A 17,054-nucleotide genomic window follows, 5' to 3' on the forward strand; every position below is an offset into this window, starting at 1 on the left:
TTACTCACCCGTCCGCCGCTAACCATCAGAGGAGCAAGCTCCTCATCAAGTCCGCTCGACTTGCATGTATTAGGCACGCCGCCAGCGTTCGTCCTGAGCCAGGATCAAACTCTCCAAGAAAGTTTGTGACTCATTTTGAATCTGACGAGATTTAAATCTCATTTGCGCTCCACAGTTCGGGGACCGAACTGCTTTGCGTTTTGACTTCATTGCTGAAGTCTGTATCTCACTCGTTGTTCAGTTTTCAAAGATCAAATTCTTTCGTTTTCGTTGTCGCTCATTTAGCTCAGCAGCAACTCTTATAATATATCATGTTCGGCCTAGTTTTGCAAGCTTTTTTGAAATTATTTTTTCAAAGTTTGAAGCTTGCTGGCTAGCAGATAACTCTGCATTTCTTGGCCGGATTAATAATATAACACGGATTTTAAGTCTATGCAAGCATTATTTTAAATTTAATAGTTTAGTTATTCGCGAATGCTCGACCCCCATCTGACTTTATCGTCTAGGCCATAACGTATAACTGAAGCTGATCAAAAAATCGATGGCCACAATGCCACCCCATGATAAAGGCATCATCTTTAAAGCCTCGGTGCGGGAAGGATCATTGACCATTACAATCATCAGTACAAGCAGTATGGAGCCGATGAACCACGCAAGCACATGCCGGTACCAACCTTCTCTCTCTCGCTTTGCATGCGCTTTTCCGCGTTTCGGCGCGGGCTCAGGCTTCACCCCTCCCGCGAAGCGGTAAGCGAACCTCTCGTCAGCCCATTTGATCATCCGATGCCCGAAAGCGACGGTGACTCCGATATATATGGCAGAAAGACCATGCATGAATTCTGCTGTGGCTCCGTTCCTCAGGTCCATGATCGTGAACAGAATCAGCAGCACATCCACCACCGGCGTAGCTAACAGTAGAAGAGCTCCTGTTCGCTTCCACCCTGCTACATATCTTGCGCTTAAACCTGCAAGTACAAGCACCCAAAATGCTATTTCACAACCTATAATCATGACAGCAATCAAATTATCCCCACCTCAGTTATTTAATACAATTGTGTTAAAAACAATTTAGCACGAATGTATTAAATAAACAAGAAGAATGTTATACTAAAGACATGCCTAAAGTTGTAGATCATGATAAACAAAAGGAAAAAGTAGCTGAGGCCGCATGGCGTGTTATTCGTAAATTGGGACTTGATCAAGCTTCGGTTCGAAATATCGCTGATGAGGCCGGCTTGTCCGTTGGCTCGATGCGGCATTACTTTACCACGCACTCTGAACTTCTGTCCTATGCGATGAAAAGAGTTTCCGACCGGGTAAGAGAACGAATTGCGGGTATCACCTTTAGTGGAGATTTATTAAAGGACATCCCTCTGCTGGTGGATGAAATTCTTCCCACCAATGAAGAGAAACGGCACGAAATGGAGGTATGGTTTGCTTTTGTCGTCAAATCGATGTCTGATTCCACGCTTGCCCAGCATCGTTGTGAGATCGATGACGATCTCAGAATGCTTTTCATCAACATTATGAATGGATTGGCCGCTAGCGGCCTTGCTTTGCCGGATCTGGATACTGCTCTTGAAATCGAGCGCTTCTATGCCCTAATTGACGGCCTAGCTATCCACGCCATACTTAGACCGGAAGTTGTAACAACAGACATGATGCGGAAAACCGTAATCCGACACCTATTGACACTTTGTCGTCCACAATCAGGAATATAAGAAAACTGACGTCTAAAACAAAAGGAACAGCCGTGAATTAATCACGCTGTTCCTTTTCTATAGGATGAGGAAAATCCCCATTTACGTATATCAGACTATTCCTGCGTCCGGTTTCTCATATGAGGGAAGAGAAGCACGTCACGAATGGACGGCGAATTGGTCAGCAGCATCACCAGACGGTCGACACCGATACCCAGACCGCCTGTAGGCGGCATGCCATACTCGAGTGCATTCAGGAAGTCTTCATCCATCTCATGCGCTTCATCGTTACCCTGCTCACGCTCTTTGAGCTGTGCTTCAAAACGTTGACGCTGGTCGATCGGGTCATTGAGCTCACTGAAGGCATTGGCATGCTCACGGGCCACAACAAACAGCTCGAAGCGGTCCGTAAAGCGCGGATCCTCTTCGTTTTTCTTCGCCAACGGCGAGATTTCTACTGGATGACCGGTTACAAACGTCGGCTGAATCAGCGTTTCCTCTACAAATTCTTCAAAAAACGCATTCAGGATATGGCCGAAGGTCATATGCGGCTCAACTTTGACGTTATGCTCTTTAGCGAGGCGGTGTGCCTCTTCATCCGTCATGTGAACGCCGAAGTCAACGCCCTTCACTTCCTTCACCGCATCTACCATGGATACCCGGCGCCATCCCGGTGCCAGGTTGACCTCATGTCCTTGATAATTGACGACTTGAGTGCCGAGCACCTCTTGAGCAATATGCGCAATCAGGCTTTCGGTCAGATTCATAATATCCTTGTAGTCCGCATAGGCTTCATACAGCTCGATCATAGTGAATTCTGGATTATGGCGTGTAGAAATACCCTCATTACGGTATACGCGTCCGATTTCATATACCTTTTCCAAGCCGCCGACGATCAGTCTCTTCAAATGAAGTTCGATCGCAATACGCATATAAAGCTGCATATCGAGCGCATTATGATGCGTAATAAACGGCTTCGCTGCCGCGCCGCCGGCGATAGCATGCAGGGTTGGTGTTTCCACTTCCAGATATCCTTGGGAATCCAGATAACGGCGCATCGATTGAATAATGCGGGAACGGGCAATAAAGGTTTGCTGTACCTCAGGGTTAATGATCAGATCGACATAACGCTGACGGTAGCGAAGCTCTACGTCCTTCAAACCATGGTACTTGTCAGGCAGTGGATAGAGGGACTTGGAAAGAACTTCAACTTCGCTTGCTTTGATCGTCGTCTCTCCCGTTTTGGTCTTGAACATCGTGCCGGCAATGCCGACAATATCTCCGAGATCAAGCAGACGGAATGCTTCAAAAGCAGCCTCAGGAACGGAATCCTGACGTACGTAGATCTGAATTTTACCACTCAGGTCCTGGATATGGGCGAAAATCGCCTTACCCATACCGCGCTTGGCCATAATTCTTCCCGCAACGCGCACTTCGGCATGCTGCTCGTCCAGCTCTTCCTTAGTCATGTTTTCATACTTCGCGATCAGATCGCCCGCATGATGGGTCCGGTCATACTTTTTACCAAACGGATCAATTCCAAGACTGCGAAGCTCGTCCAATTTACCGCGGCGAATTTGCAGCATCTCGCTAAGTTCAATTTCTTGTTCGTGGTTGTTTACTTCTTCCGACATTTTACATCGTCACTCCTTCTATCTCACTGCCTGCCCGCAGATACACGTTACAGGTGTCTAACATCGAATGAACTGAAGAAAGGCTTAAACCCGCACTTCATTCTGTATATCTGAAAAAAAGCTTCCTAAAGGAAGCTTTCTAACAATCCTAAAGCACGGATCTTACTTTTTGATATCGATAATCTTGTATTGAATAACGCCCGCAGGAACGTTAACGTCCACCGTGGTACCTTTTTGCTTGCCCAAAATCGCTTTGCCAACCGGGCTTTCGTTCGAGATTTTATTGTTCAGAGGATCAGATTCAGCCGTACCTACAATGGTGTATTCCATCGTATCGCCGAATTCCAAATCCTTCACGATGACTGTTGCGCCAACGCCGACAATATCAGTATTAATCTCGTCGTTGTTAATGATGCGCGCATTGCGAAGCATTTTCTCCAGGGTGATAATACGCCCTTCAATAAAAGCCTGCTCGTTCTTGGCATCTTCATATTCCGAGTTTTCGCTGATATCCCCGTAACCGATGGCTACTTTGATCCGTTCCGCAACCTCGCGGCGTTTGACTGATTTCAGGTTCTCGAGTTCGTCTTCTAGCTTTTTGAGTCCGTCCTGTGTCAAAATGACTTCTTTATCGCTCATCTCAACCGATTCTCCTGTCATGTAAATAAATTTAAAACTACCGTAACGATTATAGAATGAACTACTATGCTACCTTTAGATCAATCTATATTTATGCAAAGTTTGAAGGATCAGAACATCCCTCTGCTGTTTTAAGGATAAGTCGAATTTATACTGAAAAATTATATGGTAACCATTTCAAAATGTCAATTGCATTGCAAATTGCATCCGTAAGGACATTTACATACGCTATTATTGGGCGAGAGCCTCTTCCTCCGGCGTATGTGCTTCCCGTTCCGCCCGCTCATTCAGGTCGGCTACGAAATTTTCCAGAATCTTGACCATTTCATCCCGTTTCGTTTCTTCCATAATCTCATCTTTAATGCGGGCAGATCCTCTCAGTCCCTTCAAATACCAAGCTATATGCTTGCGCATTTCACGCACAGCCACCGATTCTCCTCTCAAGGCAATCAAGCGGTCCATATGCAAAATGGCAATGCGGATCTTCTCTTCCGCAGATGGATCAGGTACAAGCTCCCCGGTCTTCAAATATTCAATGGTACGGTACAGCATCCAAGGATTACCCAGCGCACCACGGCCGATCATAACCCCGTCAACTCCGGTTTGGTCCAGCATCCGGCGCGCATCCTCCGGTGTTGCCACATCACCGTTGCCGATGACCGGAATGGATACAGCCTCTTTAACTTGTTTTATAATATTCCAATCGGCATGGCCAGTATACAGCTGCTCGCGTGTACGACCGTGCACACTGACAGCCTGACCCCCTGCACGCTCGACGGCACGTGCGTTCTCAACCGCGTAAATATGGTCGCTGTCCCAACCAGTACGCATTTTAACGGTTACCGGTTTATCAACTGCATCCACGACTGCGGCAACCATCTCGTAAATTTTATTCGAATCCAGCAACCAGCGGGCGCCGGCATCGATTTTGGTCACTTTCGGCGCAGGGCAGCCCATGTTAATGTCGATAATGTCGGCATTGGTCTGCGTATCGACGACTTTCGCGGCTTCCACCAGCGATTGACGGTCTCCCCCAAAAATCTGCAAACTCAGCGGCTTTTCCCGCTCGTCAACAAAGAGCATTTCCTGCGTGCGCCGGTTGCCGTGGACGATCGCCTTGCCGCTGACCATCTCGGCGCAAACCAGTCCGGTTCCGAATTCCTTCGCGATCAGCCGGAACGCCGGATTGCAGACACCTGCCATCGGAGCCAGAACGACTTGGTTCTTCATTTCAACATTGCCAATCTTCAGCATGTGATTTATTCGCTCCTTTAATTTTATTTGTGTATCTATATAAAGTCCGTAATCTTAATGATTCGTGAGTTCCTGAACTGTAATGCCCAAAACTCCGGCAATTTTCGTGAGCATCTGTTCGTCAGCGCGCCGGTTTCCCCGCTCAACGGCACCAAGCACCGCCAGCGAAACACCGCACCGGGATGCAAGCTCCTGCTGTGTAAATCCCTTTAGTTTGCGGAAGGCGCGGATACGCTGTGCCAGCTGTAAGTTTTCCAAAGCTGTAAACCTTCCTTTCCATCCAGTCTTTCCATTGCTGCCAGAACCTTAGTTCGCAGACCGGAGGGCTCATCCGCAGGCACAATGTCCTTAAGCGGAACAAGCACAAACAACCGTTCCTCCATACGGGGGTGGGGTAGAATCAATTCTTCCGTATTCTCCTCCTGCCCTTCCATCCATATAAGGTCCAGATCAACCGTCCGCGGACCCCAGCGAATGTGACGGACTCTTCCAAGCTCCTTCTCGATTTGCTGCATTACATGCAGCAGACCGTATGGATCCAGATTCGTACGCACCCGCACAGCCATATTCAGAAACAGCGGCTGGTCCACGTAACCAACAGGTTCCGTTTCGTAGATATTGGAGCAATAAAGGACAGTGATTTCCGGGGATTCGTCTAGCCGCCGCAGCGCCTCCATAAGCGTATCCTCGCGGTCCCCCAAATTAGCCCCTAAAGCAATATAAGCCTCTGATGACTCAGAGGTAGAATGTGCGTTCATGATGGGTTCTCACTTTCTTGTTCTATGAAGCTCCACGGTGACGCCCTGAAAATGGATGTCAAAGGGAGGGTGAGGTTTGGTCACTTTGACCGTCAATGCATCGATACTAGTATAAGTGTCCAGTAAACAGGATGCAATACGTTCGGCCAATGCTTCGATCAGGCGAAAAGACTCGGTTTCAACGACCTTTTTCACAACTTCGTGGACTTCGGCATAATTTACCGTTTGTGTCAGATCGTCATTTTCCCCAGCTGCCCGCAGATCAAGGTCAAGTTCAAGATCGATATAAAAGCGTTGGCCCAGCTTACGCTCCTCTTCAAAAACGCCATGATAGCCGTAATATTCCATGCGATGTAATTTCATTTTATCCATATTCCGTCATCCCTCCATATGGTCCGAAGCTTTGCTCTATGCGAAGCCCTCAATTACAAACGTACCCGTCTGGTATCCGTAGATGCATACAGCATCGCGTCGCACATCGTCACGGTCCGTTTGATCTGCTTCACATCATGCACCCGTACCATTTGGCACCCCTGCGCAATTCCGAATGCGACAGTAGCCGCAGTTCCTTCCACAATGTCGTCCACCGGCAGATCCAGCACCGTGCGGATGAATTTTTTGCGGGAAGTGGCGAGCAGTACCGGATATCCGATATCCACCAAACGATCGAGCTGTGTCATAATCTGCAGATTTTCAGGTCCATTTTTCGCAAATCCGACACCGGGATCCAAAATAATCTGCTTCTCTGACACGCCCGCTTCCAATGCCAAACGTACGCTTTCTTTCAGATCCTGCACCACATCGGCTGCAAAATCCCCGTAATTCATATCTTTCCTGTTATGCATCAAAATAATCGGGCAGCCCAGTTCAGCCGCGACTTTCAGCATGTCCGGGTCTTTTTTGCCTCCCCAGATGTCATTCATGATATGGGCACCGGCCTGAATTGCCTGGCGGGCTACCTCAGCCTTGTAGGTGTCCACCGAAATCGGAATATGTGGAGCCGCACGGTGAAGAGCCTCAATGACGGGGATGACCCGGCGCAGCTCTTCTTCTGCACTGACAGGCTCATATCCGGGCCGGGTGGATTCTCCACCGATATCAATTAGATCCGCCCCATCCCGAACCATCTGCAGCGCATGCTGTACAGCCTGTTCCGGATCGACATATCGTCCGCCATCCGAAAAAGAGTCTGGTGTCACATTCAAGATACCCATGATTTTGGTGGATGCTCCGAGCTCAAGCACAGCTTCACCCATAGTGTAGGTCCGTTCATAGATTGTCGTTTTCATGATAACCTCCCGTATGCCGCCGGTACAGCCGGAGCAGCTTGTCTGTTATTGGACCGATGCGCCCGCCGCTGATAACTGCTGCACTTCCTGACGTATCCATTAACGCGGTAACAGGAACCAGCTCCTGAATGGAGGTCGTCAGCCATATTTCATCCGCCTGCGTCAGATCCTCCCATGTATAAAAGCCTTCCTCGCATGTCATTCCCTCCGCAGCTGCTAGCTCCATAACCAAACCGCGCGTAATGCCAGGCAGTAATCCGCAGGCCGTATCCGGCGTATATATTTGATTATTTTTTACGAAGAAAAGATTGCTTACGACCCCTTCCGACAAATAGCCGTCCGCATTCAGCATCAGCCCTTCAGCGTGAAGGCGCGCGGCTTCGGGATAGGAGGAAAGTTCTCTTTTCGCCAAAATATTATTCATATAATGAAGCGACTTCAGCCGCACCGGCCCTTCGGGCGAATTGCGCCGGGTGGCGAGCAGCTGCAGTGCTTTTCCATGCGTATACAGCTCCTCCGAAGCCTCGGACAGAGGTTTGGCCATCAATACGTAATTGGGACGCGTATACACCCCCGCCGGTAGGCCCAAAACATCTTCACCCGCGCTGACGGTGTAGCGGATATACGCCTCCTGCAGCCCATTCGCCTCTATCAGTTCTGCAATCATACGCCGCAGCTGGCCGGAATTGGGCAGAGTATCCGTTTCAATCCCAAGCTGTTTGCAGCCCGCCGCCAACCTGTCCAGATGCCTCTCCAGCTGGAATGGCCTGCCTCCATAGGTACGGAGGGTTTCAAACAAGCCCATACCGTATAAAAAGCCGTGATCCATAACAGAAACCACGGCAGCAGTCGTATCCATACATTGACCGTTCAGAAGAATCCATCTCATGCGTTCGTTGTTGTCGTCCGCTTCAGAAAGTTGCGCAGCATCTGGTGTCCGAAATCGGTAATAATCGACTCGGGATGGAACTGTACACCCTCTATAGGGTATTCCTTATGACGAAGCCCCATAATCTCGCCCTCTTCCGTCTCCGCCGTAATCTCCAGGCAGTCAGGCAGTGTGCTGCGTTCCACCAGCAGGGAATGATACCGCGTCGCCGTGAATGGGGACGGCAGGCCTTCAAATACGGATGTCCCATGATGCAGAATCGGTGAGGTCTTGCCGTGCATCAACCGTTCTGCGCGAACCACTTCGCCGCCAAACGCCTGTCCGATGGCCTGGTGTCCAAGGCAGACGCCGAAGATTGGGACTTTTCCTTTGAAATGCGCGATCGTCTTCAGGCTGATTCCCGCTTCATTCGGCGTGCAGGGTCCCGGCGATATCAGGATATGATCCGGAGCCAGCTTTTCAATGCCCTGAATATCAATTTCGTCATTGCGGAACACCTTGACTTCTTCTCCCAACTCCCCGAGATATTGAACCAGGTTATACGTAAAAGAATCATAATTATCAATCACCAGTATCATACTCTCATCTCCTTTTCCCGCCGGATCATGCCAGCAGCCGCTTCTTCTTCACTTAAAAGGACTGCCTTTACGATCGCCTTGGCTTTATTATGGCACTCACGATACTCACGATACGGCTCGGAGTCGATAACAACCCCTGCGCCGGTCTGAATCATGCCGATTTCTTCCGAAACAACTAGCGTTCTTATGATAATATTTAATTCCAAATTGCCGTTATAGTCAATCCAGCCCATGGATCCCGTATAAGGCCCACGTCGTACCGGCTCCAGCTCTTCGATAATCTCCATCGTGCGTACTTTCGGTGCCCCTGTAATCGTTCCGCCTGGGAAAAGAGCAGCAATAACATCAAACGCTCCTTTACCCTCAGCGAGTCGTCCCTCTACTTGGGATACCAGATGCATCACATGAGAGTAGTGCTCGATCGTCATCAGCTCCGGCACACTTACCGTGCCGTAAGCCGCCACTTTGCCGATGTCATTGCGTTCCAGATCGACGAGCATGACATGCTCCGCACGCTCTTTCTCGCTGCCGAGAAGCTCCTCTGCCATAGCCTGATCCTCCTCACGCGTAAGCCCACGGCGGCGGGTACCTGCGATCGGACGGGCGCTGATTAATTCTCCTTGACGTTTCACCAGAAGCTCGGGAGACGCACTCACGAGACTGAAGCCCGGCGAACGGAGCAGCCCCATATACGGTGAAGGGTTCAATATGCGAAGCCACTCATAAATCCGCTCCGGCTCAGACAGCAGCTCTTGTTCCTGTCTGAGCGACAAATTGACCTGGAACACATCACCCTGCCGGATGTAATTCTGAATTTTCTCTACTGCCCGTTCGAAGCCCTGCTGTGAAAAAGCGCTGCGCATGCCGGGCCATTGTCCTTCATCAGTACGGGACTGCGAATCCACCATGTGCTTTTGCCGCAAATTCCGTTCTTCATTCAGCTCGGTCTGCACCTTTTCCGTGAATTGACGCCAGCTTGCAAGCATCCGTTCTGCTTTATCCTGCGCCGCTTCCATCATGCGTGCCAGGTCAACTCCGCTTTCCTTTGATACTGGCGTATGAACAGTACAGAAGAGCTTATGTGTGGCATGATCGTAGATCCAAACCTCTTCAAGCCGCATCCATAGATAATCCGGAATTTTCGGATTGTCTGCCGCACTCGTAGGTATGGTTTCCAGGAAGCGGACTATGTCATATCCGAGGAATCCGACCGAGCCGCCAAGAAACGGAGGCATTTCAGCAGACAGCTCCGCCAAATCCTGTGCTGAAGGAGCCTGAAAGGGCTCCATCCACCGCTTAATGACTTCGAGCGGCGCGCCGGTTGTTTTTTGCATGCTGCCACTTCTTAGTTCATGAATCTCCGCCTGATGTCCCTTACCTTGGAGAAGCGATACAGGTGCAAGCCCCAGGTACGTGTAACGTCCATCCTTGCCGCTTTCAAGAACAAAGGAATGCGGGGACGCCTGCTCCCAGGCGTGTGACCACGATGCTGGCAGGCCTGCTGCCTCAGCAGGCACTTCCGTTTCAAGTACATATGGCAAAATGGTGTAGCCCTCTTCCACCCACCTTTTCCAATATTCAAGCGTAATCATGCTGTCCCCTTTCACATCCTCATCCCTTCTGCTGCAAGAGCTTTCTATTGGTTGTCAGTATACTTTGCCCGCTGCCCTTTTGAAAAGACTTTTCCTGAGTTTTTTTTACCAAAGGAAAATGAATGGTTATTCCTCAATCCAAAAAAATCCCTGCTACTGTATCTACAGCAGCAGGGGCAATTATCAATGTATGTTATATTATCCTTCAAAATTGTACAGCGGCGTGCTCAGGTAACGTTCGCCGTTACTTGGAATAATCGCAACGACGCGTTTGCCTTTTCCAAGCTCCTTAGCAACCTTAAGAGCGGCAAATATTGCAGCGCCTGAGGAGATGCCTCCCAGAACGCCTTCTTCTTTCGCAACGCGGCGCGCTGTTTCGAATGCTTCATCATTTTCCACATGGACGATTTCATCGTAAATTTCACGATTGAGGATATCAGGAATAAAGTTGGCGCCAAGTCCTTGGATTTTATGAGGTCCTGGTTTGCCGCCGGACAGGATCGGAGAAGCCGCAGGCTCTACCGCTACGATTTTGATATCAGGGAAGCTCTTCTTCAGTACTTCGCCTGCTCCGGAGATGGTGCCTCCTGTACCGATGCCTGCAACAAATGCGTCGAGTGTACCGCCGATGGATTCAATAGCATCCACGATTTCCGGACCCGTGGTTTCGCGGTGGATTTTCACGTTGGCCGGATTTCTGAACTGTTCAGCCATAAAATAGCCTGGATTTTCACTTACGATCTCTTCGGCTTTTTTAACTGCGCCGTTCATGCCTTCCGCTCCTGGCGTCAGCACTAGCTCAGCTCCATAAGCACGAAGCAGGTTTCGGCGCTCCAAGCTCATGGTTTCCGGCATAACGATCAACGCTTTATATCCTTTTGCAGCAGCTACCATAGCCAGGCCGATCCCTGTATTCCCGCTTGTTGCTTCAACGATCGTGCCGCCTGGTTTCAGCGTGCCGTCTTTTTCCGCTTCTTCAACGATGCTGATGGCGATCCGGTCCTTAACGCTTGCGCCAGGGTTTTGGTATTCCAGCTTGATATAGATTTCCGCGCTGTCTTCCGGAACCAGACGGTTCAAACGAACGAGTGGAGTACTGCCGATGAGTTCAGTAACATTATTAACGACTTTCGCCATAAGAAAATTCCTCCCATATCTAATGGTAATCATTGTTATATATACGATTCAAAAGAGGCATCTGGTTGTTTAACTATTTTATTTCCGAGTAATTAAGTAGGTATTTAATACCTTTATCTTAACAACCTTCCATACGAATGTCAATATGAACCATACATAACGTGGGCCTATTCCACTACGGCTTGGCAAAAAAACAAACCCTGCTTAGTGGAGGAATATCCTCGCGGCAAAGGTTTGATCACTCGTATTATTTTATATCTGTTCAGAGGTTGGTTTTCTTAATCAATCGGGCCCCGTACTTACCCCTGAGCTCGGCCTCCAGCTGGGTTAGTGGTACGGCTTTATTCAGGGCAAGCTGCTTGCGCACATCGGCCCGGATTTCCGAGCTGCTGAGCGGCTCCTTTTTTACAATATCAATAACCTGCATGACTGCATACCCTCCATCACCGAGCTCAATAGGACCGGCAATATCTCCTGCTTCCAGATCCTTGGCGGTGCTCAGCAGCTCCTTCGGGACGAACGGGTCGTCATCCTCTATCATGCCCAGTCTTCCACCCTGCATTCGGGTGTACTCGTCCAGCGAAAGTTCTTCGGCGAGCTTGCCGAAATCCTCTCCCTGCTCCAGGCGGTCGAGCGTTTTATTGGCCTCTTTGCGGCTTTTAAGCTTAATCCAGGCCAGCGCGTATTCCTTTTTTGGCTCAAACTCATCTTTGTGCTGCTCGATATATCGGTCAACCTCTTCATCACTGATTTCGATGTGAGCGATGGCGATATTTTCGAGTGTCAGCTGATAGGCCGCCTCCGCCCGGATATCCTCCGGACTCATTCCCAGCTGTACCGACATGGCCTGATAATAGGCGTCCTCCGATTCGTAACCTGCAGCATCGTTTTTGATTCTGTCAGCGATCTCCTCCGGTGTAACCTCGATATGAAGAGCCTTCGCTTCGGCGTATACCGCTTTCTGATTCAGCATCTGCAAAAGCACCTCGTGCCCATGCGTTCGCTTCAGCTCTTCTACCCACTCATCTTCCGTAATGAGCTGACCGTCAAAGGATGCCACGGCATCAAGGCTGCTTGATTCTTCTTCCGGCTCATATACCGATCCCGCAGGCTTTAATCCACGGATGACGATCAGGCTCCCCATAAGCAGCACTCCCGCTGCCAAAATGATGACTGCGGCCCAAAGCGCCTTTTCTTGTCTGGTCATCATCATCTTAGTACTCCGTCCGCCTTAATGAATTGCTTTTTCAAGAATCTGCTGCAGCTCATCTTTTTTAAACGTATAGGCTTCATTGCAGAAGTGGCATACGACTTCCGCCTTGCCGTCTTCTTCAATCAACTGCTCCAGCTCGCTCTTACCAAGGCTGACAAGGGTCTGCTCTACGCGTTCACGCGAGCATTGGCACTGAAAACGAATATCCATCTGTTCGAGAATCTCCACGTCCGGCAGCAGCCGGCGCAGCATCTCATCAAGCTCTAATCCTTGATCCAGCAGCGACGTTACCGGCGGCATCGTCCCCACAGCCTGCTCGATCACGGTAATCTCCTCGTCACTGAGTCCAGGCAGAAGTTGTATGATAAATCCTCCGGCCACAATGACCGAATTGTCAGGAGCGACAAGCACACCAAGCCCCACAGCCGACGGCGTCTGCTCGGAAACCGCGAAATAGTACGTAAAATCCTCGCCTAGCTCACCGGAAATAATCGGTACGCTTCCGCGGTAAGGCTCTTTCAAACCCAAATCCTTAATGACATTCAAAAAGCCCTCGCGGCCCACAGCCCCTGCCACATCCAGCTTGCCCATGCTGTTGCTCGGCAAATGGACATGAGGCTCATTCACGTAACCTCTGACTTCGCCTTTAGCGTTGGCATCAACGACAACTTGGCCGATAGGTCCATTGCCTTGTACCTGAATTGTCAGTCTTTCTTCACCTTTCAACATGGCGCCCATCATCGCTGCGGCCGTCAACGTGCGTCCCATAGCCGCTGTAGCAACTGGCCAAGTGTCATGTCTTTGGCGAAGCTCCTCCACGAGCGCGGTTGTTCTTACTGCGAAGGCCCGGATGCGGCCGCCCATTGCGGTGCCTCGGATGAGGCGATCTTGTTTATGTTCCATGTCTTCTCTTAGCCCCCTTGCTCTCTAATTAACCGAAATAGCGGCTTTATTTTAAATGCTTTCGCCGCTCTTCGTCCTATTGTTTCCTAAATGGCAAAGAAAACATCTTATCGAGTGGTCCCTCATGTTATGCTGATCATTCATGCCCAAAAGAGAGTCAGCTATTGCGCTCATAAATGAGACGTAGCCCCTCAAGTGTTAACAGCGGATTCACCTCATCGATGGCCTCCGATTCGCTGGCAATAAGCTCTGCCAGTCCACCGGTGGCAACGACCTTGAGTCTCGGCGCTCCCATTTCCTGCTTCATCCGTTTCACGATACCATCCACCTGCCCGGCATATCCAAAAATAATCCCGGCCTGCATCGCATGAACCGTGTTACGGCCAATAACTTTTTTGGGCTTTTCCAGCTCAATGCGCGGAAGCTTCGATGCCCGCTCAACCAAGGCCTCGGTCGCGATTCCGATCCCTGGAACGATCGCACCCCCGAGATAAGCTCCTTTTTCATCGATGCAGTCGAATGTGGTCGCCGTCCCGAAGTCCACCACCACAAGCGGTCCCTTATACAAGTCTACCGCCGCAACGGCGTTTACAATCCGATCCGCTCCGACCTCACGCGGATTTTCGTTGCGAAGATTCACCCCTGTTTTAATGCCGGGCCCAACCATAAGGGGTTGCTTGTGGATATACTTACGGCACATTTCCTCAATGATATGCACCATTGGCGGGACTACAGAGGACATAATAACCCCCTGAATATCTGAAATATGTATCCCTGACATGTGGAACAAATTATGAAACCAAACCCCGTATTCATCCGCTGTAGATTGACGTATGGTGCTGAGACGGAAATGATGCAAAAGCTCGCGTCCCTTGTATATGCCTAGCACAATGTTGGTATTCCCGATATCGATGACAAGGATCACGGAGACGATTCCTCCTTTACTTGACAGCGCCCAGATCCAAACTGATGTCCAGGCTCTCAAAAGAATAGGTTAACCGCCCTACAGATATCACGTCAACCCCGCACTCAGCAATTTCTTTAACCGTCTGTAACGAAACATTTCCGGAAGCCTCTACACGGACATGGGGAGCCTTGGATTTGATCCGTCTAACGGCCTCTTTCATCATTGGCTTGTCCATATTGTCCAGCATAATAATGTCTGCTCCAGCATCCAAAGCCTCTTCAACCTGCTGTAGCGATTCCGTTTCCACTTCGATCGTCATCGTGTGTGGAATATGGGAGCGTGCGCGCTCCACCGCTCTGCGGATGCCCCCTGCTCCCTTGATATGGTTGTCCTTAATCATAACGGCATCATACAGCCCAAACCGGTGATTAGATCCTCCGCCGACCCGTACGGCATATTTCTCAAGCATGCGGTGTCCCGGCGTCGTTTTGCGTGTATCTACCAGCCGCGCTTCAAGCCCTTCAAGCGCATCCACGAACATCCGGGTTCGGGAGGCTATGCCCGACAGGCGCTGCAGCAGGTTCAAGGCGATCCGTTCACCGGTTAAAATATGATGCGTACTTCCTTCCACAACCGCGAGTACCGTTCCTTTTGCCACATGATCTCCGTCCTTGACATGGGCTGTGAACGAGAGGGAAGGGTCAACTACCTGGAACACAAGCTCCGCGACCGGAATACCGGCCACAATGCCCGCCTCCTTCGCATGGATAATACCCTTCGATTCATGTCCCGCCGGTATCGTCGTCATGGTCGTAATATCGCCGGAGCCTACGTCCTCTTTCAGCCACAAGCGGATCGATTCCACCAGACCCTCGTTATATCCGTTAAACATCATCGCTGAATTCCTCCATGATTTCATCTTCACGATGCTGAAGCAAATGCTTCCGCCACATCGCGTCGTCTTTATGAGGATAATCCTCCCTATAATGCGCCCCACGGCTCTCCTGGCGTTCCAGTGCGGCACAGGTAACCAGTAGACAGCTTATCAGCATGTTTGCGAACTCAAACTCTTCCTTGCGGGTAAGCTCCCCATGAAAAATCGGAAGCTGGCGTTTCAGCTCTTCCATCCCTTTATAAAGCAGCGCCTCGTTCCGTCTTAGTCCGACGTATCTGACCATCACCTTCTGCAGCTTCAGTCTGCGTTCAATGATCGCCTGCTTCGGAGCTCCCATCCGTTCCTTATCTACGTGGAAAATATCCAAAATATCCCCGGCTGCGCTCAGAGGTTTAAGACCTCTGATCCGATTCACAATTCTTTTGCCAAAAACGATGGCCTCAGACAGTGAATTGCTCGCCAAACGATTAGCACCATGCACACCTGTCGAGGAGACCTCGCCACAGGCAAACAGACGCGACACACTGCTTTCCCCATTAAGATCCGTTTTGACTCCACCCATCATATAATGCGCAGCCGGAGCAACCGGAATCCAATCCGCCGCCATGTCCAGCCCGTAATTCATGCAGGTTTCGTAAATGGTGGGAAAACGGTGCTTGATCATATCCTCCGGTTCATGCGTAATATCCAGATACACGAACGTGGACTTAGTGTCCTCCATCTCGCTGACAATGGCCCTCGCAACGATGTCACGTGGAGCAAGCTCGAGCAGATCATGGTATTTTTCCATAAAACGTTCGCCCTTGATATTCCTGAGAACAGCACCCTCACCGCGTACAGCCTCCGAAATCAGGAAGCGCGGTGCCCCCGGGTAGCACAGAGCCGTAGGATGGAATTGGATAAACTCCATATCACGGATTTGTGCCCCGGCCCGATAGGCGATGGCAATGCCGTCTGCAGTCGCCACATCCGGATTGGTCGTGTAGCGGTAGAGCTGACCAGCTCCTCCTGTACACAGAATCGTGGCAGCAGCTTTCACGTACACCCTCTGTCCATCAGGGCGCTGTATCAGAGCACCAATGCATTCGTTTTGAGAGGAGAGCACATCAATCACAAAATGATGCTCCCATAACTTCACGCGTTCATGCAACTGAACCTGTACAGCGAGCGCTCTCACGATCTCGAAGCCGGTTGCATCCCCATTCGCGTGCAGAATTCGGCGGCGGCTGTGTGCACCTTCCTGGGTTAGAGCAAGCTCCCCGTTCTCAACATCGAAGGATGTACCCAGACGAATCAGTTCTTGTACACCTTCCGGTCCTTCATTCACGAGTGCATCGACAGCAGCTGATGAGCATAATCCAGCTCCGGCCATCAGCGTATCTTCACGGTGGTAGGTGGGAGAGTCGTCCTCCGAAGTAACGGCGGCGATCCCTCCCTGAGCATAGCGGGTGTTGCTTTCCAGAAGAGCATTTTTGGTAATCATGATAACGCTATGGTCTTTGCCAGCCTCAATGGCCGTATATAATCCCGCAATCCCCGAACCAATTACAATGACATCGGTTTCTATACAGGGCAAGGATTGCAAGTCAAAGTCAACCAAATACTGTGGAATCATGGATCCATTCACCTGTCTTAAGAGAAAGAGTAGCGCATGCTGGTGCGATCA

18 protein-coding genes and 1 rRNA gene are annotated in these 17,054 nt (G+C 50.2%); 1 reads left to right on the forward strand and 18 read right to left on the reverse strand.

Annotation, left to right across the window (positions count from 1 at the left end; all coding sequences use genetic code 11):
- Together MUG84_RS25500 and MUG84_RS25505 are read right to left on the reverse strand one after the other, a co-directional pair.
- Positions 1 to 120 (reverse strand): 16S ribosomal RNA (locus tag MUG84_RS25500); the annotation flags it as partial.
- Positions 121 to 495: 375 nt separating this feature from the next.
- Entirely contained in the window at positions 496 to 1,023 is a 528-nt protein-coding gene (locus MUG84_RS25505; RefSeq protein ID WP_244730841.1) for a hypothetical protein, read from the reverse strand.
- 92 nt (positions 1,024 to 1,115) lie between these two features.
- On the opposite strand from MUG84_RS25505, the gene MUG84_RS25510 reads away from it, so the two are divergent.
- Entirely contained in the window at positions 1,116 to 1,721 is a 606-nt protein-coding gene (locus tag MUG84_RS25510; RefSeq protein WP_244730842.1) for a TetR/AcrR family transcriptional regulator, read from the forward strand.
- Between the two features lie 95 nt (positions 1,722 to 1,816).
- Here MUG84_RS25510 and lysS read toward each other — a convergent pair whose 3' ends face one another.
- The 16 genes from lysS to nadB all read right to left on the reverse strand — a co-directional run bounded on the left by lysS (position 1,817) and on the right by nadB (position 17,003).
- Positions 1,817 to 3,334 carry a lysine--tRNA ligase gene (lysS, locus tag MUG84_RS25515; RefSeq protein WP_244730844.1) on the reverse strand — a complete coding sequence of 506 codons (1,518 nt, stop codon included), beginning with the start codon at positions 3,332 to 3,334 and terminating at the stop codon, positions 1,817 to 1,819.
- Positions 3,335 to 3,496: 162 nt separating this feature from the next.
- Positions 3,497 to 3,973, reverse strand: a complete 477-nt coding sequence (greA, locus tag MUG84_RS25520; RefSeq protein ID WP_244730857.1) for a transcription elongation factor GreA — start codon at positions 3,971 to 3,973, stop codon at positions 3,497 to 3,499.
- A gap of 231 nt (positions 3,974 to 4,204) precedes the next feature.
- Entirely contained in the window at positions 4,205 to 5,227 is a 1,023-nt protein-coding gene (gene dusB / locus MUG84_RS25525) for a tRNA dihydrouridine synthase DusB (RefSeq protein ID WP_244730859.1), read from the reverse strand.
- A gap of 54 nt (positions 5,228 to 5,281) precedes the next feature.
- Complete coding sequence (locus MUG84_RS25530) at positions 5,282 to 5,485, reverse strand: helix-turn-helix domain-containing protein (protein ID WP_244730861.1); 204 nt, start codon at positions 5,483 to 5,485, stop codon at positions 5,282 to 5,284.
- A complete protein-coding gene (gene folK / locus MUG84_RS25535; RefSeq protein WP_244730863.1) occupies positions 5,437 to 5,985 on the reverse strand; it encodes a 2-amino-4-hydroxy-6-hydroxymethyldihydropteridine diphosphokinase in 549 nt (182 codons plus the stop codon). Before folK ends, MUG84_RS25530 begins: the two co-directional genes overlap by 49 nt.
- A 9-nt stretch (positions 5,986 to 5,994) precedes the next feature.
- The gene (gene folB / locus MUG84_RS25540; protein WP_244730865.1) at positions 5,995 to 6,357 is read right to left on the reverse strand and encodes a dihydroneopterin aldolase; all 363 of its coding nucleotides are present in this window, start codon (positions 6,355 to 6,357) and stop codon (positions 5,995 to 5,997) included.
- A gap of 53 nt (positions 6,358 to 6,410) precedes the next feature.
- Positions 6,411 to 7,274: a dihydropteroate synthase gene (gene folP / locus MUG84_RS25545; protein ID WP_280521507.1), complete on the reverse strand. Its 864-nt coding sequence runs from the start codon at positions 7,272 to 7,274 to the stop codon at positions 6,411 to 6,413.
- Positions 7,255 to 8,163, reverse strand: a complete 909-nt coding sequence (locus MUG84_RS25550; RefSeq protein WP_244730867.1) for an aminotransferase class IV — start codon at positions 8,161 to 8,163, stop codon at positions 7,255 to 7,257. Before MUG84_RS25550 ends, folP begins: the two co-directional genes overlap by 20 nt.
- Positions 8,160 to 8,741, reverse strand: a complete 582-nt coding sequence (gene pabA / locus MUG84_RS25555) for an aminodeoxychorismate/anthranilate synthase component II (protein WP_244730869.1) — start codon at positions 8,739 to 8,741, stop codon at positions 8,160 to 8,162. Before pabA ends, MUG84_RS25550 begins: the two co-directional genes overlap by 4 nt.
- Positions 8,738 to 10,348 (reverse strand): anthranilate synthase component I family protein, encoded by a 1,611-nt coding sequence (locus tag MUG84_RS25560; protein ID WP_425313280.1) that lies wholly within the window; start codon positions 10,346 to 10,348, stop codon positions 8,738 to 8,740. The genes pabA and MUG84_RS25560 overlap by 4 nt, the downstream gene beginning before the upstream one ends.
- A 183-nt stretch (positions 10,349 to 10,531) precedes the next feature.
- The gene (gene cysK, locus MUG84_RS25565) at positions 10,532 to 11,470 is read right to left on the reverse strand and encodes a cysteine synthase A (protein ID WP_244730871.1); all 939 of its coding nucleotides are present in this window, start codon (positions 11,468 to 11,470) and stop codon (positions 10,532 to 10,534) included.
- 262 nt (positions 11,471 to 11,732) lie between these two features.
- Complete coding sequence (locus MUG84_RS25570) at positions 11,733 to 12,683, reverse strand: peptidyl-prolyl cis-trans isomerase (protein ID WP_244730874.1); 951 nt, start codon at positions 12,681 to 12,683, stop codon at positions 11,733 to 11,735.
- A gap of 18 nt (positions 12,684 to 12,701) precedes the next feature.
- The gene (hslO, locus tag MUG84_RS25575; RefSeq protein WP_244730883.1) at positions 12,702 to 13,586 is read right to left on the reverse strand and encodes an Hsp33 family molecular chaperone HslO; all 885 of its coding nucleotides are present in this window, start codon (positions 13,584 to 13,586) and stop codon (positions 12,702 to 12,704) included.
- A gap of 157 nt (positions 13,587 to 13,743) precedes the next feature.
- Positions 13,744 to 14,511: a type III pantothenate kinase gene (locus MUG84_RS25580; protein ID WP_244730885.1), complete on the reverse strand. Its 768-nt coding sequence runs from the start codon at positions 14,509 to 14,511 to the stop codon at positions 13,744 to 13,746.
- A gap of 16 nt (positions 14,512 to 14,527) precedes the next feature.
- On the reverse strand, positions 14,528 to 15,388 hold the full coding sequence (gene nadC, locus MUG84_RS25585; protein ID WP_244730887.1) for a carboxylating nicotinate-nucleotide diphosphorylase: 861 nt from the start codon (positions 15,386 to 15,388) through the stop codon (positions 14,528 to 14,530).
- Positions 15,378 to 17,003 carry an L-aspartate oxidase gene (gene nadB, locus MUG84_RS25590; protein WP_244730889.1) on the reverse strand — a complete coding sequence of 542 codons (1,626 nt, stop codon included), beginning with the start codon at positions 17,001 to 17,003 and terminating at the stop codon, positions 15,378 to 15,380. The genes nadC and nadB overlap by 11 nt, the downstream gene beginning before the upstream one ends.
- Positions 17,004 to 17,054 lie beyond the last annotated feature (51 nt).

Origin of the sequence: Paenibacillus mangrovi (assembly GCF_022898935.1) — a bacterium.
Taxonomy (GTDB): Bacteria; Bacillota; Bacilli; order Paenibacillales; family Paenibacillaceae; genus Paenibacillus_AQ; species Paenibacillus_AQ mangrovi.

Excerpts from the sequence above, each read along its gene's own strand:
- MUG84_RS25510 (WP_244730842.1), top strand. The coding sequence starts at position 1,116 with ATGCCTAAAGTTGTAGATCATGATAAACAAAAGGAAAAAGTAGCTGAG.
- lysS (WP_244730844.1), bottom strand. The coding sequence starts at position 3,334 with ATGTCGGAAGAAGTAAACAACCACGAACAAGAAATTGAACTTAGCGAG.
- greA (WP_244730857.1), bottom strand. The coding sequence starts at position 3,973 with ATGAGCGATAAAGAAGTCATTTTGACACAGGACGGACTCAAAAAGCTA.
- dusB (WP_244730859.1), bottom strand. The coding sequence starts at position 5,227 with ATGCTGAAGATTGGCAATGTTGAAATGAAGAACCAAGTCGTTCTGGCT.
- folK (WP_244730863.1), bottom strand. The coding sequence starts at position 5,985 with ATGAACGCACATTCTACCTCTGAGTCATCAGAGGCTTATATTGCTTTA.
- folB (WP_244730865.1), bottom strand. The coding sequence starts at position 6,357 with ATGGATAAAATGAAATTACATCGCATGGAATATTACGGCTATCATGGC.
- folP (WP_280521507.1), bottom strand. The coding sequence starts at position 7,274 with ATGAAAACGACAATCTATGAACGGACCTACACTATGGGTGAAGCTGTG.
- MUG84_RS25550 (WP_244730867.1), bottom strand. The coding sequence starts at position 8,163 with ATGAGATGGATTCTTCTGAACGGTCAATGTATGGATACGACTGCTGCC.
- pabA (WP_244730869.1), bottom strand. The coding sequence starts at position 8,741 with ATGATACTGGTGATTGATAATTATGATTCTTTTACGTATAACCTGGTT.
- cysK (WP_244730871.1), bottom strand. The coding sequence starts at position 11,470 with ATGGCGAAAGTCGTTAATAATGTTACTGAACTCATCGGCAGTACTCCA.
- MUG84_RS25570 (WP_244730874.1), bottom strand. The coding sequence starts at position 12,683 with ATGATGATGACCAGACAAGAAAAGGCGCTTTGGGCCGCAGTCATCATT.
- hslO (WP_244730883.1), bottom strand. The coding sequence starts at position 13,586 with ATGGAACATAAACAAGATCGCCTCATCCGAGGCACCGCAATGGGCGGC.
- nadC (WP_244730887.1), bottom strand. The coding sequence starts at position 15,388 with ATGATGTTTAACGGATATAACGAGGGTCTGGTGGAATCGATCCGCTTG.
- nadB (WP_244730889.1), bottom strand. The coding sequence starts at position 17,003 with ATGATTCCACAGTATTTGGTTGACTTTGACTTGCAATCCTTGCCCTGT.